The organism is Alteromonas sp. BMJM2 (assembly GCF_027257845.1).
Taxonomy (GTDB): Bacteria; Pseudomonadota; Gammaproteobacteria; order Enterobacterales; family Alteromonadaceae; genus Alteromonas.
Window position 1 is genome coordinate 168,219 of sequence record NZ_JAPVOT010000001.1, and the last position, 16,709, is coordinate 184,927.

The window sequence follows — 16,709 nt, forward strand, 5'->3', positions numbered from 1 at the left end:
GAATGTTGGGTGTAGCGTGAAAAGAAAATTAAGCAAGCATGGTATATGAAGACTTTTTTACCAGCTAGGGTGGTTAGTTGAGCAAATGTTTTATATCATTACAAAAAAGTGTTATGCACAGTGATGGAACAGAAAGGTCAGTTTACTTCTGTTGTGGTTATGGAAAATTTTGTAGTTATACATGGAACTTAGGTTGAAATACTTACCAAAAATAAATACTACTCCCGTCGTGTTTTTGTCAATCGATAGGGGTTACCAGGAATTGTGCTTTTTATGCTAGCTCATCTGCAGTTCGTGCCGCTTTTCACTGCATTCTTTGTTGCGCTAATATTGTTAGTGGTAATGACTCCGCTTGCGCATCAGTTTGGCTTGGTTGATCAACCTACGGCAAGAAAGCGTCATGCCGGAATAGTGCCTTTAACGGGCGGCGTTGCTATTTTTATGGCCGTGTTGGTTGCAAGTGTTGCAACCGACGTGTGGATGAAAAATAACCCACTTTTCTTTACTGCGTCTGCCTTTGTTGTGTTGCTGGGCATGTTAGATGATAAATTCGACCTAAGTGCAAAAGGACGACTTATGTGCCAGTTTGGCGTCGCTTCAATTATGGCGTGGAGCGCGCAAAACTACATTACGTCTTTAGGCAGTATTGTAGGGACTGAGGAAGTTTTCCTTGGTATTGGCGGCTATTTCTTCACCATCGTGTGTGTTGTCGGGGTTATCAATGCATTTAATATGATTGATGGTATCGACGGGCTAGCTGCTGGAATGAGTTTAGTCATTCTACTGACGTTAGTTGGCTTTCTTATCGCAACTGGCAATGGCGTTGCTATCATGGAGCCTTTGATAATAGTTGCTGCAATTGTCCCGTTTTTAGCATTTAACCTCAGCTGGAAAGGCTTTAAGGGCAACAAAATTTTTATGGGTGACTCTGGCAGTATGTTTGTGGGTCTCACCATTGTCTGGTTATTGGTTGATCATACTCAAGGAGAAGGAGCCGCATTTAGACCTATTACTGCTGTTTGGCTTATAGGTCTCCCTTTAATGGATATGGCTGCCATCATGTATCGCCGTGCTAGAAAAGGGCAATCCATGTTGCGACCAGACAGACAGCATCTTCACAATATTTTCATGCGTGCGGGTCTCAGCAGCAGAAAATCCCTTATTGCCATTTTAGCGTTAGGCGCGTGTTTCTGTGCAGTTGGAATACTGGGTGAAGTCTATCGCGTCTCAGAAGCTATCATGTTCTGGGGATTTATGGCACTGCTTGTGGTTTACAGTTTCGTTATTCAAAATATCTGGAATGTTTTGCGATTTATAAAGCGCGTGACAGCCTAGCTCTCAAGAAATCCTCAACTACTTGCAATTATGAAGCATAGGTAAAATGTGCAGAACTAAAATGCGTAGATGCCAGCAGCATTTCTCTGTAAGATATTGTAAAGAAGCGCACTAATTATGTCTCTCTTTGTTTGCACTCGTCACAATCGGTAATCTATTTGAATAATCAATTCTCTATTCTTTGCAATAATAATCAAAAAAAACGTGTAGAAACTATCGTCGCTATGGCCGTTTATCATGCGGACAATGTAGTGTGGCTAAAAGAAGCTATGAGCAGTATTACCACGCAAGATTATCACGATTTTTTGTTTGTCATTGTTGTAGACGGTGCGGTACCTAAGGCAATTCTGGATACGGTGTTAGATGCGTCAAAGCAGGATGGTAGAATAGTTGTTACACAAAATTCAGATAATGTGGGTCTTGCGAGCAGCATGAATTCAGCTGCAGAATTCGGCCTTACTTTTGAACCTCAATTTTTTGTGCGAATGGATGCAGACGATATATCTGAGCCTAATCGTCTTTCCCGTCAAGTGTCTTATATGAGAAGACACGGCTATATAGCGGTATTAGGTACGGGTTTAACTGAGGTTAACGAAGACGGCATAAAGGTGGGAGCTCGGGTAATGCCTGCTTCTCATAAGCAAATCGCAAGAATATTGCCCCGTCGCTGCGCGCTTAATCATCCAACGGTTATTATTCGGTATAACGTATTCAGAGACGGCCATCGATACGACAGTAGTTTGATGAATACTCAAGACTATTTTTTCTGGATAAAGCTCGCGTCTGAAGGGTACGTCTTCAGAAATTTAAAAGATCGCTTGTTAAAATTTCGTCGCGTGAATAACTTTTATAAACGCCGAGGTCTCAGTAAATCCCTAAACGAGTTCAAAGCACGAATATACGCCATCATAAAATTAAAACAGTATTCACTGTATAACGTGGCCTATGCCTTTGGTGTGTTGGCATTACGTCTGATGCCCGGCAAGTTAGTGAAGTTGGCCTATAAATTAGATAGGCACCTACTTGAAAGGTTTGGTAAGCATTGAGTATTGGCATTGTCGTTATTCTTTACAACCCTGACGTGGAGCATGTAAATCGTCTGATTGATGAATTTGCTGCTGATGACTGGCAGATAGCCATCGTCGATAACTCCCCTCATCCTACTCAGTTAGACTTAGCTAGCAACTGTATCTATTCCCACTATCCGTCAAACCTAGGCATTGCAGAGGCGCAAAATATCGGTTTACGCGCGCTATTTTCTCAATCAATCCACTATTGTTTTCTCTTAGACCAAGACAGTAGCTTCTCACCTACCATTGCGACCTCGCTGTATCAACAGCTTATAGCGCTTGAAAAAGTAAGTCCTGTTGCTGCTATAGGCCCATCTATTCACTGCCAATTTAGTAACGCAGTGCAGGAAGGAGTGATTCAAAAAGGTAAGCAGATATCGTTAGGACTAAGAGAAGTTAAGCAGATAATAGCGTCCGGTATGCTTATTTCTAAACAGGCATTTGATAAGGTGGGTGAGAAAGAGTCTGCACTATTCATAGACGGCGTCGATCATGAGTGGTGTTGGCGCGCAAAGCGTTTGGGGTTAAAGGTTTATCAATCTCAATTAGTCAGCATGCCACACAGGCAAGGCGACGATAGGATCAGCCTGTTAGGTATAACCTTTAAACAGGGAACGCCTGTAAGGCTGTACTACCAGTTGAGAAATGTGCTTATTTTAAGTCGCCGACGCTATGTCCCCATTTATTGGAAATGTCGTCATCTTTTCGCAATACCACTGCGTTACATTGTGAATCGTTTCGTTTTTGAAAATGGACAAGAGCGAGGTCAGTTTATGCGTAAGGGGCTTAGAGATGGTATCAAAAAGATTTACGGCCCTTTGAAGTAGAGACAACGCTCAGTAAAACCGAGAACTGTGATGGAAAAGAAAGAACTTTTCTTTCACCATATTGGTGCGTGAGATATCATACTGTCACAACTTTGGTGCTAAAAAAACGAAAAGATTTATAATTTGGGCATTGAATCATTCTTTATGCTCAAAATGTGTTAGTTGGAACATCGATTGCATCTCATTGCACAAGCTGGCGTGCTTACCCAAAGTACTAGCCCTAATAAGGGTTGTGCAAAGAGACCGTCGAAGAATTTGAATCAAAAGGATATAGACTATGAGTCAGGTAAAAAAGGCAGTAATTCCAGTAGCAGGGTTAGGAACACGGATGCTACCTGCCACGAAAGCAATACCGAAGGAAATGCTTCCAGTTGTTGATAAGCCTCTAATTCAGTATGTAGTGAGCGAGTGTGTTGCAGCAGGTATCAAAGAGATTATTCTCGTTACCCATGCAAGTAAAAATAGCATTGAAAACCACTTCGACACATCTTTTGAACTAGAGGCTACGCTAGAAGCGCGTGTGAAACGTCAGCTGCTCGAAGAAGTACAGTCTATCTGTCCTAAAGATGTAACTATCATGCAAATTCGTCAAGGTGTTGCGAATGGCCTAGGTCACGCGGTACTTTGCGCTCGTCCCCTTATTGGCGATGCGCCGTTTGCAGTTGTGTTACCTGACGTCATCATTGACGATGCTGCGAGTAACCCTAAGAAAGACAACCTTGCCGATATGGTGGCTAAGTTTAATACAAGCCGCGTTAGCCAAGTTATGGTTGAGCAGGTTGCGCAGGAAGATATCTCTAAATTCGGTATTGCAGACCTAGATGGCGCGTCTATTTCTCAAGGTGAGTCAGCAAAAATACACAAAATGGTAGAGAAGCCGCCGCTTGACGAAGCACCATCTGATTTAGCCGTTGTGGGCCGTTATGTACTCTCAGAGAAAATCTGGGACCTACTAGAGTTCACGCCTCCAGGAGCTGGTGGAGAAGTTCAGCTTACTGATGCTATCGATGCGCTAATGAAGCTAGAGCAAGTAGATGCCTATTACATGAAAGGAAAGAGCCATGATTGTGGTAGTAAACTTGGTTATATGAAGGCAAATGTTGAATACGCACTACGCCACCCGACTTTAGGGGAAGAGTTTAAAGAGTTTTTAGCTACCGTCAAAGCCTAGTAGAAGACTTAATATAATGAAAAAATGCGCCTTTTTTGCGGCGCATTTTTTATTTCAGGTGTTTATTTACTTAACTTTTACCAAGCTTTGAATCTTCGATAGCATCTTGCTACCAATTCCCTTCACTTCAGTCAATTGCGCGACTTCTAAAAAGGGCCCAACCTGTTCTCGGTAGTCAATAATCGCTTTGGCTTTGGACACTCCAACACCCGGCAGCGTCTGTAATTCGGCGAGTGATGCCAAGTTTAAATCAAGCTTATTGGAGACCGACTGGCTAACGTTATCCCCGTTTCTGCTCGTATCCATGCTTTGCGAATAAGCTGCAGGCATCCCTAGAGATAGTGCGGTGAGTAATACTAATCCTGTGATAGTTTTTTTCATCATCGTTCCTTGTTTTAACGGTGTACACCATTTGTACAACAAGGATGGTACGAGATTAATCGGATTAGGCTAGTCCAGTTTTCGTACAGGTTTTAAAGTAATTACCTACGCTAACTGGTATAAGTGAAGAATGAGTAGAGAAAAAATAGCGGACATTGCCCGCTATTTTTTACTGTATTGCTTACAGACGTTCAATCAGTGCGTCGGTGAACTCAAGCGTACCCGCTTCGCCACCAAGGTCGCGTGTGGTGCGGTCGCCGCTCTCAATAACGTCTTTGAGCGCTGAGCGAATTTTTTCTGCTTTGTCGCTCATGTTCAAATATTCTAGCATTTGCGCTGCGGCTAAAATTACTGAAGTTGGGTTAGCAAGGTTTTTACCTGCAATATCAGGAGCAGAGCCGTGCACTGCTTCAAAAATAGCACAGTCTTCGCCTATGTTTGCGCCAGGAGCCATACCTAAGCCGCCCACGAGGCCTGCACATAAGTCAGATAGAATGTCACCGAATAAGTTTGTCGTAACAATGACATCAAACTGATGTGGATTCATAACTAACTGCATACAGCAGTTATCGACAATCATTTCTGCTGATTCGATGTCTGGATAGCGCTCACCAACTTCACGGGCTACTTTAAGAAATAGTCCCGACGTTGATTTTAAGATATTTGCTTTGTGAACTGCAGTCACTTTCTTTCTGCCTTCGCGGCGAGCAAGTTCGTAAGCAAAGGTCACAATCTTCTCTGCGCCGTCACGTGTAATCTTACTCATGGCTTCAGCTTCGTTGCCATCTTCAGACACTACTTGGCCAAGACCAGAGTACATACCTTGAGTATTTTCGCGCACAGTGATGATATCGATGTCTTCATAGCGCGCTTTTGTGCCTTTAAAGGAGATCACTGGGCGAAGGTTTGCGTACAGTTTAAACTGCTTGCGAAGGCTCACGTTGATAGACGTGAATCCTTCTCCTACTGGAGTCGTAAGAGGGCCTTTAAGTGCTACTTTGTTTTTTGCAATGAGGTCGAGAGTCTCTTGTGGTAACAATTCGCCATGTTCTTCTAGAGCAACGAGTCCTGCGTCGGCATAATCGTAGGCGAAGTTACAGCCAACTTTATCCAAAATTTTTGTGGTTGCATCGATGATATCCGGGCCAATGCCGTCACCGCGAATGACTGTAATATGTTGCTGAGTCATGATGGGAGATCCTCTAGTGATTCTATTGTCTTAGTCGTTAGGTTCTATATGCACCGCTTTATTTTGCGAGCACAACACGCCATTGCTTGCCTGCTTATTATAAACTTGAAAAAGTAGGGGATATTAAAATGTCGCAGTGCAAAAGTTCGCGTATTTTATACGATAGAAGGCATAAGTTATAGCCATTCGTAAATATAAATTGGAAACGAGTAGAACTCTTAAATTCAGTAAACGCCGAAAAGCGCTCTATCATTCAAAAAGAAGTCCGATAACTTCATAAACCAGATAAAAACCATAGCAAAGGCCAAAAAGTCAAATAGGCTACCTTGACAACAGTTTCAACAAAATAAAATAAACTAACGGGGTAGTGGGCATACCAGTAGGTTTCTTTGTTCATTTACAATGTGTGCGAGGTCTTTAGAAGACAAGGAAAGCACAGACATCCACAACTTTGCTTCTTTGGTGTTGCTCAAATCTTTACCAATTGTGGTTAATAAATACGCTTTGGCTAAATAAAAACCCAAAGATATTACCGCGTGCTCTTTTCTTAATGATGTGGGCACAGCGTCATTTGCTTTATTACACTGGTGGAGCACAGCACGCCACGTGGCGCTTTGGTGCCAGTTCCCAGCCAGTTCACCTGCAATAGAAAGCCAAGGCGATGGCGATACTATTTTAAACGTGTTGTTGATAGAAAAGTGAGGGTTTGACCGGATGGGCAAGGTGTTTGTTACTTTCAAGCCCGGCAGTGTGAAAAGCGGTGAGCAAGCAAAGGTCATAGTAAGCGCAGCAGATTGGGCTGTAAACTTGGTCTTTGTTAGCGACGCAATGTGACTGGCAAACGCGCTTGCAACCAGCGTGAATTGTTTGCAGGTGTCGAGAAGAGGAAACTCATGTTGTGTTAATCGCTCCATTAAAGCAAATTGAACTAGCATATCGCCCACGCGCTCGGTACCGTAGGTAAGGACAGCCTGCTTTATATTCTTTACTGGCAGTTGTAGACGATTATCTTGGCTCGCCGTGCTGATCAAAAAATGATTAAACGTGGGAGCATGCTCTATTTTTTCGCAAAGAATTGAAATATCGATGTCGCGTTTTTGCAACTCATCGATAATATGTAAAAGTGCTGAAGGGGGGCGTTGAATATTATATGTTGTTGGAAAAAAAGGCTGCCCGCCCTTAACTATTCGAGCGGCTCGAGTGTCTTCAAAAAGCGCGATAAATTCATCAAGCTCAATATACTGGCGTATTGGTGTGCGCACTGATGCAGAGGGCACCCAGCCACTCTCTCGGTCAATATTATGTGCAAGTGCGGCAAAACTATGGCTTTGCTGTATATCTACTATAGTTGCTGGAAATCCACTGGCATAAACCTTTTCACCAGGCATGGCGCGCTCAAAAAGAAGGGGCAGCGAGGACAATAAAAAGTGATGGTGTACAGGTATTAAGCGAACACATTGAGTAAAGGTACTTTGTCTTTTGTCCGGCGCTGAGCGACTTATAATTTTAGAAAGTAAACAAAGTCTTTGCGCTCGGTTGACTTTAGCGCTGGAAAGGGCACGAGCGTTTTTAGCAGAAAATACAACCCGCTTGAGACGCAAAATTTCTAGCCAAGATGACAAACCTTTTGCGCTTAAAAATTCATAAACTAATTTCTTATCACTCTGTTCATCATATGGGCCTACCTCACCTAAAAGCTCGGCGTTGGCTTTTTCATCATTGTCATAACCAGCAAGATGATAGAGGGCCAAGGTTGCCGCAACGATATGCTGAAGATAATGATCGTTAAAATGGTTGAGCTTACCAAATACCGTCAATAAAAGTATGTGGGTTAACTGTGGTGGAAGTGCGTTTTTCGTTGTGTTCAATGCTAACGCTGCGGCAGGCACCTCGTTAACGAGTGTGATAGCTAACTTGGCTTTTTGTAGCCAAGTATTAACTTTTTTGTCAACGCTTTCAAAGGGGCTTGGTGCAGCGAGTAACTGCGAAAACGTCGACTGAATATCGGCTGATGCCATCCGCGGCTAACTCTCCTGATAGCTAGAGTAGGCACCATCTCCCCAGGCAATGAGTTTGTCATTTTCAAACAGTAACGGCGTGCATTCGTCTTGGGTTGTTAAGCCATCGGCGCGGACATGCTGCGTTCGAAAGAACATAACTTGAATAGCGTTAACCCCTTGGCGTTTCGCTTCGGTCAAATCTGGTGAGCCGAGTAGTGCAAGCACCTCTTCTCGCGTGCTGCCTAATTTAAGCTTGGTAATTTGAACGCGGTTGTATTCTTCTCGATCCTTCCAGTCCATGTTCTCAGGCTTATCCGGATAAAACGCAATCACCATAAAAACAAATAATGCGTAAAGTCCTACGCCAGCAAGGATGAGTCGAATAACTTTGGTGTTCATAACCGTTACTTCTCGTGTTTAAATTAATGTAATAGACAAGTATGAGAGCTTTCGCGGTAGCGCATTTCGGCCGAATAATGCGAGTATGCGCGCATAAAAGCACAGACTTAAAACGCACTCAACCTAGTCGCCCTTGCCCTGCTCTTTGTAATATTTCAAGTCTACCGTAAATTGTATACGAATAATAAGCGATTATAGTAAGTGTTTATGTCAGGCTTTAATTAAGAATAAAAAGAAAAGCAATCAAGGGTAGTAGCAAATGCAAACACAACGCTTATTTCCAAAGCGCTGCAATTACTATAATTTACCTCATGAAATTATTTTACCAAGTCACTTTATCAACTCACTTTATTAACTCACTTTACCAAATAGCAGGGCTCGTAAGCGCTGCCAGGAAGCTTCATTCGATGCTGTTTTACAAATGACTCTAGCAGTACATCCACATGTTTCATTAACGCTTTATCGCCAGTAATCTCAAAAGGCCCGTTTTCTTTTATCTGTTTGATCCCCTCTGCTTTTACATTACCGGCAACGATACCTGAAAACGCCTTTCTCAAATTCGATGCTAAATCACTTCGGCTTTGATTATGGTCAAGCTGAAGCCCTGCCATACTCTCATGGGTTGGAATAAATGGCTGTTGAAAGTCCCGTTCTATCTTAAGCGACCAATTAAAGCTGAATGCATCTCCCATCGCACCGCGATATTTTTTCACTTTTTCTAGCCCTTTGCATAATGAACGTGCTACTTCTTCCGGGTCGTTCACTATAATTTGGTATTTCTTCTGTGCTTCTTTACCCAAGGTCTCTGCAATAAAAGTATCTACTGCCTCAAAATATTCTTCACTGCCTGCAGGGCCGGTTAGAATGACAGGGAAAGGCTGTTGGTCATTTCTTTCATTCATTAGAATACCAAGAAGATACAGCAGCTCCTCAGCCGTGCCTACACCACCTGGGAATATGATAATGCCGTGTGCCAAACGCACAAACGCCTCTAGACGCTTTTCAATGTCAGGCATTATGATGAGCTCATTAACAATCGCATTAGGTGGCTCAGCGGCAATAATACTAGGCTCGGATATGCCTACGTACCGACCGGATTTTTGTCTTTGCTTAGCATGACCTATTGCTGCACCTTTCATCGGCCCTTTCATTGCACCCGGCCCACAGCCAGTACAAATATTCATGTCTCGTAGACCAAGCTGGTAACCCACTTCTTTTGTATATTTGTATTCAGTTTGATTAATGGAGTGGCCGCCCCAGCATACAATGGTATTAACGCCGTCGTTACCCTCTAAGGCTTTAGCATGGCGAAGCATATCGAATACCATGTCAGTAATTTGAGCGCCGTCTGCTGGTGCGTGCTGATGCAAAACATCATACTTATCGCCCATGTACAGTAAATCTCGTAGAACGGCGAATAAATGCTCATGAACGCCTCTTACCAGGCGGTCGTCCACAAAGGCGACTTCGGGAGGATTAATCAACTCAATTTTTACACCGCGCTCACGGCGAACAAGTCTTATATCGAAACTTTCATAGGGGGCAAATAAGGCTTCAAAATTATCCTCATCTACTCCGCTATTTAATACGGCAAGAGAGCAATTCCTAAACATGGTAAATAGTTCGCTATCGGAAGCATCCTGCAAACGCGCAACTTCAGCTTGTGACAGTTGGCTCATCCAACCCATGGGGTTTAGCTGTACTTTTTTAATCACATTACTTCCTATTTTTGGGCGTCGATGTCAGTAACGACTTGATTTCGGCCATTTCGTTTAGCTTGATAAAGGTATTTGTCTGCACGCTCAAAAGCTAAATCAATCGTATCTGTTGAGGTAAATGACGTACCTCCCAGCGATACGGTAATGATTACTCTTTCTTGCTTAAACTTGAGCTGCATACTTTCTAGATCTTTTCTTATAGCCTCTAATTTTTCTCGTAGTTGTTTTTCATTCGTATCTGGCAGAAGCACCACAAACTCCTCACCGCCCCAGCGCGCAAGAAATTGATCGTCAGTCATGTGCCGCTTAAATGCTCGGCTAACAAGCTGTAGCGTCTTATCACCAGCGGAGTGACCAAACTTGTCGTTAATCGACTTAAAGAAATCAATGTCGATAAGGGCGATAGAAAGTGGTTTTTTTGATGATTGAAATTGCTGATACGCTATTGCTAACTGTTCATTGTAGGCCTGACGATTAGGCAGGCGGGTCAGTGCATCTGTTTTACTTTGCATGACTTGTTCAGCAATTTTTCGCTTGTAAGAATCAGTCTGTTGCTGAAGCTTATTGATTCTGTCCTGCATTGACGACAATAACGAAATGAGCGCTGTTTGGCTTTCGCTGTCGCTTGACTGGGTATCTGTCAGCGTTTTTGATAGTGCTTTGATACACGACTGCGTTTGCGTTTTTAGGGCGTCAAAGGAGTCAGTGGTAGAAACTGCTTCTTCAATACTGTCGATGTAAGTTTTCAGCTCAGCATTACTGGCAGTACGTTGTTCAAACTGTGCTTTACTTCCATCTATACTTTTATTTACGTCTTCGCCAATTTTACCCAGTGACGTATGCAGCCCTTGAATGACTTTGCCGGTTAAACTCGCTTCTGTCATAGCGTCTTGCACTATCATGCGAAGTACTACGACGCAGCTTTCTAGCAACTGCTCGTGAGCCATACCTTGATCAAGTCGCTTTTTGATATCCAAGAGCTGTATATCGTTGGGTTTTTTTTCTGTGTATGAACTTACAAGCTGATTTAGCTCTATAAAAATTGAGCGATAAAAATGAGCACTTCCTCGCTCTAGGTCATCATTGGCTGCTTGTCGTGGTGTTGACTTTGCGGTTTCTTTTGGGGCGGGCTCCTCCGATAACACGCCTTTAACGTGCTTGCCAAGGGCAACCCGATGAAGCTGTAATGCTCTCGAGTAAAGCCTGTAAATGCTGAATATATCTGCCACAGGCTGATTGAGCTTAATAAGTTCTTGAGTAGCTAGGCTGCGAAGCTCTTCATCTTCAAAGATTATCTTCTGCAGTTGCTTCATTGCCTCTTCAATAGATGACACGGTCTCAAGGCTATACTTGCGAAGGGTAATGTCCTGATGTTGGAGCGACGCATTCAGTTTATTGATGCTGACTGTAGCTAGACTGAAATTGGGCGTGCCGGATAGGTGTCCACGCAGGGTTTTCAGTTCACCATCAACCTTGTCTGAAAAACCCTCGTAAAAAGATGAGAGTTTTATGATGAATTGACACAATAGCGCATTGTTTTTTTTGTACGCTTGCAGCTGTTTATCTTCCATGTTGCTCATCTTTTGTTGTTTATGGACACATCACATTTGTAAGCTCAGCAAGGGGCTATTGTCGAGCTTGACGATGGTTTGGGTAAGGTGCTTCAAAATTGGTACGAAACGGATTGATATCGAGTCCACCTCTGCGCGTATATCGAGCGCACACCGTCAGTTTTGTTGGCTTACAGTGATTTAAGATATCGGTGTATATGCGTTCCACACACTGTTCGTGAAATTCATTGTGTTGTCTAAAGCTAATTAAATATCGCAACAAGCCTTCGTGGTCGATTGGCTCGCCCGTATATTTAATTTGAATACTTGCCCAATCTGGCTGGCTGGTAATAAGGCAGTTAGATTTCAGTAAATGCGAAACAAGTGTTTCACTCACTTCATTACCTTTATCTGATGATGCCAAACCAAGATACCGAGTGTCGGGCTCATAATTATCAATCTCAATATCAAGTTCATCGAGCAATGTACCTTGGAACTCTCTGAATTGTAGTGTTTCAAATTCACTTGGTAAAATCAGGTTAACTTCAACATCTTTACCCGCGCAGGCAGACAAATCTTTTTTGAGCACCGTTTTTACATCGTCGCTGCTTTTAAAACGGGTTTGATTGAAGCTATTTAGATAAAGCTTAAACGACTTAGACTCAATCAGGTTTTCAGAGGTAATTGGTACCATGCATTCAAGAATTGCGACCTGAGGTTTACCCTTCATATTGAGCCAGGACAATTCATAGCCCGTCCACGTATCGATACCTTCAAAGGGAAGCGCATCAGAGGAAAAATTTTTTGATTTAAAAGTCAGCGTGTCTCTGCTTAGACTGCGAGGCACCCCTTGAAGGAGCGCTGGATTGTATTCATACTCGTATTCTACTTGTTTACCTAACGACAAGTCGTCTGGTGCAGAAATAGTAATTTTTTCTCGTTTGTTGTCTGTCGACATAAGAACCCTAATGCATTAATCGGTATATCATCGCCAAACGTTGACTTGGCATGTTTAACGTATAGTGTAACTCAAAAATACGAAGGTAATTAAATAATGGCTCTGTCTATTTGTGAACAACTGGATAATTTTGTTTCATCTTATGTCGAGAACACCAGTGAAGGTGTTCTGTCTATTCCTTTTGACAAAGAATGGCCCTCCCCGTGTTATAACAATGAGGGTAAGCAGGGGGAAATAGTGCCTTGGCAGCCTGTTAGACAAACGCAATCATTGTCCTTTGAGAATGTGGGCTCGGCCCTAAAACTGACATTAAATAGTGACTATTGCGAGTACTTCACACGCTATTTCAGCAACAACCTAATAGCAAAAGCCCCTCAGGGAGAATGCGAACTGCTTCAGGTATGGAATGGAGAAGATTTTGAGCGACTACAGCAAAATCTTATAGGCCACTTGCTTATGAAGCAACGGCTAGAGCAGGCGCCAACGTTATTTTTTGGTCTTACAGATGAAGAAGATTTTATATTAACCGTCGTCAACGAAACAGGCGAAGTGGCTCTGGAGCAGGTGGGAATGGAGCCAAAGGAAATATTGGCACCATCATTAGCTGACTTTCTTTCTACGCTTACACCAAGTTCTGTAAGTCGTTAACGCTTATTCAACAACGTTGAGGAATAGGCTGCCGTACTCGGTCGCGCAACTTATTATTGACCGCGTTGAAGAGCAGCCAGCGCAGTTTTCAGTGTTTCTACTTCTCGTTCGAGGGCATCTACACGACTCGCCAAGCTTAAAGCGTCATTGTCCGACTGGTTATCGTGTTGAAATTGTTTGGCTTGGATTGTCGGTGTACTCGCATTAAAACGTTTAATTGCATCTATCGCCTCGGTAACCGACACTTTGAATGGCGCTTTTGAACGAAGCATTCCCACACTTGGAGTCTTGCCTTCTTCATGCATTTTTTGGCAGATAATGATCAATTGGTTGATGGTGTTATTCATAGTTTCTTTGCTATTACCCTAGTGTGTAGTGTAAGTACATCTTTTGGTTTGAAAAATCTTAAAGTTTGAATGATCGTTAGTTATCGTATTGTTTATCAGCCTTCATATTCTCTTCAAGAAGTACTGCAAGACGTATTGAGCCAAACGTCAGTTGAGTTTCATAGCGTGTTAAAAAGACTAAAAAGTTATCTTATTCGCTAAATGTTGAGGTTTAAAATATTTTCAATTTTTAGTAAGTTCAATAAAAACAGCTGCTTACGTTCTGGCGCTATTTTTGATTGTTACTTGCTAAGTTTGTGCTCTGCAATGTTTGCCAACAAATGGCATATCTCGTCAGCATCGCGCCCTAAATAAATCAATAATAAACAAGGAATATACATGAAAACACTCATTCTTTCTGTCGCTGTCGCATCATCATTGTTACTTTCTGGCTGTGTCGTTTCGGTGGGAGGCGGCTCTGATAGCCACTACGGTTCAGATTGGGAAGACAGAGAGTTCAATAATCGTAAACACATCGCTAATCTTGAGGTTGGTGTTGGCTATGAAACGGTATTGAGAAAGATGGGAGTCGCTGACTTCAATGAACTTTTTGAAAAAGCCGACGGTACCTACCGTGTGCTTTATTACCGTACTCAAAAAACGATGGGTGATGGTGTAACGACAAAGGACGAATGTACACCACTGGTATTTAGAAATGGTAACCTTGCGGGTTGGGGAGACAGCGCCTACAGCCTTATGCATTAAAAAATGTTAATAAAAAGTTAACAGTTGCTGGGTTTTCGCGTAGTCTAATCATTAATCAGTGCTACAGCGTATGAGCTATACCTATTTGAATTTGCGTGAATCGTATCTTCAGTGGTCATTCTTTCAGACGCGAACTTAGATATAAGCCTACACGGAGGCCCACTCATGGATATCGAATCAAATGAGGCTGTTCTTGCTCCATCAGCCGATACGGTAAAAGCCATTTATCTTGGCGTTGATGATTTAAAAATCGCGGCATCTATCCTTTATAACGCCTATGTGGACGACCCTCTTTTCTTGGACATTTTTCAAGCAGAAAAAGAAGGCTATGACAGCCGTTTACGCTCAGCTATCCGAGAAGAACTTAATGCATTTTGGGTTGCAGAGCAGCCTATGATAGGGCTGTTTGATGCAGAACGTTTAATTGCAGTAGCATGCCTTACTGCGCCTGATGCGGCATTTGGTGCGGGGCGATATTGGCACTGGCGACTTCGCATGTTGCTTACCGCCGGACTTTTTGGAACAAAGCAAATGCTGGAAAAGGAAGAAAAAGTACGAACCCTTGTTCCAGCGGAAAATTTTCACATGCTCAGTTTTATTGCCGTTCATCCAGATTATCAAGAACACGGTTTAGGGCATATTTTACTCGGCGCCATCGACAGTGTGGTTGAAGATGACGCTAAAAGTGCAGGTGTTGCTGTATTCGTTACCATAGATAAGCATAAATCCTTCTTTGGTGACGACAAATACAGCGTTGTTGGTAATTTATCCTTATCCCATGTTAATGGCTCGGTGATGTTCAGGGCTAAGTAGCTGCGGTAAATTTTCCAATCTTCAAATATCAATAATGCAGTATCAGAAGAGCAATGGGGCACTACCAATACAGTTGGCAGTGAGCAACGTAAGGCAATAAAAAAAGATTAATGCGTCGAACGTTAGTCGTCTAATCCGAATTTCTTTCTAATGCGCTTAGCCCATTCAGGTCTTTGTATTTTATAGTGATATGGTTTATCTGGAAGAATGATATTTGGATTGGCAGCTGCAAGTGCTTCGAAAAAAGCGTGTCGATTGAAGCCGCGATAATTGCCATACATAAGTTGCTTCTTCTCTCCACTTTTCAACACAATGAAATTAGAAATATGTTGCCTTGTGTCACTGATTTGCTTTAACTCAGTGATGTCATCAATATTAACCTGCCAACTGATATCACTGAAGGTAGGGTCGAAGTACGACAGATTGGTGGATGACACGCAAACTCTAATCTCTTTATTTTCACACCAAAACCATAATGCCAACCCAAGCAAAGTAGCTTCAATAAACCAGATGGCGATATCTAGCACATAAAAAAGTTCATTCAGTGCAGTGCTATCGCTTGTTAAGTTTGGAAGATATCGATGTGCAGCTTGGTATAAAACAAATGCCACGCCAGCATTAAAAACAAGCAGTAGCGCGGAAGAGCGCTGTTTTCTTGTAAAAACGAAGTGAGTTGCCATACGTTCCCTCTCAGGAATAAACCTTATACTAAGACTACAATAGAGTGTTAATTCGCATTAGCAAAGTAGAACGTGGCGTTAGTCAGTAATTGATATGTAAAGCATAGCCCATTGTCATAGCGTTAAATTGCTGGTGTTGAGTAGTAGGTGGCAAGTAGTTGGTGGTAGATAATTGATGGTGTGTTGTGTTTCTATCAATAACCATATTGAAATATTCGAACGAATTATCTATTTCGAATTTCTGAACGCCATCCACCCACCTCATTAATTGCTCAGCCAAGTGTGAGATATCTCCTACAAAATCTGTGAGTTTTCCGCCTTTTTTCAAGTGGAATTTTCATAGACTAAAGTATAAAGGCTCTGATTTATATAGGTTTTTCTTTTTTTAGACAAAAGTTGAAGAAGATCACTTCTTAAAACTTTGTAATTTCGTATAGCGATAATATTTAAAGATTATATTATTTAACACGTCACAGGGAAACACGATGAGTCAGGATGATTTGCAAGGATGACCTAGGACAACTTAAGGATGAGATTCTCACATGGAGTGAGAAAAAGGAAATGGACAAGACAAGGATGCTAATTACAGGACGTGCTTAAGGGATGAAGGATAGGGACATCTCGCAAAAAGGATTCACAATTGGACGTGGGCAGAGAACAGGATGCTTCTTCTGCATTGCTAGAAAGGATGAGTCAGGGACGATTGTACAAGGTTGTAGAACAAGGATGTAGAACAAGGATGCTATTTACAAGGAGCGCTTAAGGAATGAGCGGGCTACAGCAGGATGTGTAGTCAAAAGGACTATAAAACAATGGATAAGGAAGGTCAGCGGAGTCTGACACGGACAGCCTCAGGATGAGGAATACTGCAGAATGGAT

General features: G+C 42.5%; 17 protein-coding genes. 7 read left to right on the forward strand and 10 right to left on the reverse strand.

Going from position 1 to position 16,709, the window contains the following annotated elements:
- Positions 1-273 precede the first annotated feature (273 nt).
- The 4 genes from wecA to galU all read left to right on the forward strand — a co-directional run bounded on the left by wecA (position 274) and on the right by galU (position 4,403).
- Positions 274-1,335, forward strand: a complete 1,062-nt coding sequence (gene wecA, locus O9X84_RS00705; RefSeq protein ID WP_269517576.1) for a UDP-N-acetylglucosamine--undecaprenyl-phosphate N-acetylglucosaminephosphotransferase — start codon at positions 274-276, stop codon at positions 1,333-1,335.
- A 158-nt stretch (positions 1,336-1,493) separates the two neighbouring features.
- Positions 1,494-2,381, forward strand: coding sequence for a glycosyltransferase (locus O9X84_RS00710; protein WP_269517577.1), 888 nt, complete (start codon positions 1,494-1,496; stop codon positions 2,379-2,381).
- Positions 2,378-3,232 carry a glycosyltransferase family 2 protein gene (locus tag O9X84_RS00715; RefSeq protein ID WP_269517579.1) on the forward strand — a complete coding sequence of 285 codons (855 nt, stop codon included), beginning with the start codon at positions 2,378-2,380 and terminating at the stop codon, positions 3,230-3,232. Before O9X84_RS00710 ends, O9X84_RS00715 begins: the two co-directional genes overlap by 4 nt.
- 277 nt (positions 3,233-3,509) lie before the next feature.
- Positions 3,510-4,403: a UTP--glucose-1-phosphate uridylyltransferase GalU gene (galU, locus tag O9X84_RS00720; protein WP_269517580.1), complete on the forward strand. Its 894-nt coding sequence runs from the start codon at positions 3,510-3,512 to the stop codon at positions 4,401-4,403.
- Positions 4,404-4,469: 66 nt separating this feature from the next.
- On the opposite strand, the gene O9X84_RS00725 is transcribed toward galU, so the two are convergent.
- From O9X84_RS00725 to queF, 7 genes are all read right to left on the reverse strand, one after another.
- On the reverse strand, positions 4,470-4,784 hold the full coding sequence (locus O9X84_RS00725) for a ComEA family DNA-binding protein (protein WP_269517582.1): 315 nt from the start codon (positions 4,782-4,784) through the stop codon (positions 4,470-4,472).
- A gap of 181 nt (positions 4,785-4,965) precedes the next feature.
- Positions 4,966-5,973: an isocitrate dehydrogenase gene (locus O9X84_RS00730; protein WP_163105195.1), complete on the reverse strand. Its 1,008-nt coding sequence runs from the start codon at positions 5,971-5,973 to the stop codon at positions 4,966-4,968.
- Positions 5,974-6,329: 356 nt separating this feature from the next.
- A complete protein-coding gene (locus O9X84_RS00735) occupies positions 6,330-7,991 on the reverse strand; it encodes a histidine kinase (protein WP_269517583.1) in 1,662 nt (553 codons plus the stop codon).
- Between the two features lie 6 nt (positions 7,992-7,997).
- Positions 7,998-8,372, reverse strand: a complete 375-nt coding sequence (locus O9X84_RS00740) for a DUF3192 domain-containing protein (RefSeq protein ID WP_269517584.1) — start codon at positions 8,370-8,372, stop codon at positions 7,998-8,000.
- A 356-nt stretch (positions 8,373-8,728) separates the two neighbouring features.
- Entirely contained in the window at positions 8,729-10,084 is a 1,356-nt protein-coding gene (ppnN, locus tag O9X84_RS00745) for a nucleotide 5'-monophosphate nucleosidase PpnN (RefSeq protein WP_269517998.1), read from the reverse strand.
- A gap of 11 nt (positions 10,085-10,095) precedes the next feature.
- Complete coding sequence (locus O9X84_RS00750; protein ID WP_269517585.1) at positions 10,096-11,661, reverse strand: GGDEF domain-containing protein; 1,566 nt, start codon at positions 11,659-11,661, stop codon at positions 10,096-10,098.
- 55 nt (positions 11,662-11,716) lie between these two features.
- Complete coding sequence (queF, locus tag O9X84_RS00755; protein ID WP_269517586.1) at positions 11,717-12,598, reverse strand: NADPH-dependent 7-cyano-7-deazaguanine reductase QueF; 882 nt, start codon at positions 12,596-12,598, stop codon at positions 11,717-11,719.
- 96 nt (positions 12,599-12,694) lie between these two features.
- Here queF and syd point away from each other — a divergent pair, with 96 nt between their 5' ends.
- Positions 12,695-13,246 carry a SecY-interacting protein gene (syd, locus tag O9X84_RS00760; RefSeq protein WP_269517587.1) on the forward strand — a complete coding sequence of 184 codons (552 nt, stop codon included), beginning with the start codon at positions 12,695-12,697 and terminating at the stop codon, positions 13,244-13,246.
- 53 nt (positions 13,247-13,299) lie between these two features.
- On the opposite strand, the gene O9X84_RS00765 is transcribed toward syd, so the two are convergent.
- Positions 13,300-13,593 carry a hypothetical protein gene (locus O9X84_RS00765; RefSeq protein WP_269517588.1) on the reverse strand — a complete coding sequence of 98 codons (294 nt, stop codon included), beginning with the start codon at positions 13,591-13,593 and terminating at the stop codon, positions 13,300-13,302.
- A gap of 378 nt (positions 13,594-13,971) precedes the next feature.
- Between O9X84_RS00765 and O9X84_RS00770 the strand changes: the two genes are divergently transcribed.
- Positions 13,972-14,337, forward strand: a complete 366-nt coding sequence (locus tag O9X84_RS00770; protein WP_032094329.1) for a DUF3192 domain-containing protein — start codon at positions 13,972-13,974, stop codon at positions 14,335-14,337.
- A gap of 165 nt (positions 14,338-14,502) precedes the next feature.
- Positions 14,503-15,150, forward strand: a complete 648-nt coding sequence (locus tag O9X84_RS00775) for a GNAT family N-acetyltransferase (RefSeq protein WP_269517589.1) — start codon at positions 14,503-14,505, stop codon at positions 15,148-15,150.
- A gap of 122 nt (positions 15,151-15,272) precedes the next feature.
- Here the strand turns inward: O9X84_RS00775 and O9X84_RS00780 are convergent, their stop codons facing one another.
- Both O9X84_RS00780 and O9X84_RS00785 read right to left on the reverse strand, forming a co-directional pair.
- Entirely contained in the window at positions 15,273-15,830 is a 558-nt protein-coding gene (locus tag O9X84_RS00780; RefSeq protein ID WP_269517590.1) for a hypothetical protein, read from the reverse strand.
- An 82-nt stretch (positions 15,831-15,912) separates the two neighbouring features.
- Positions 15,913-16,110: a hypothetical protein gene (locus O9X84_RS00785; RefSeq protein WP_269517591.1), complete on the reverse strand. Its 198-nt coding sequence runs from the start codon at positions 16,108-16,110 to the stop codon at positions 15,913-15,915.
- Positions 16,111-16,709: the final 599 nt, after the last annotated feature.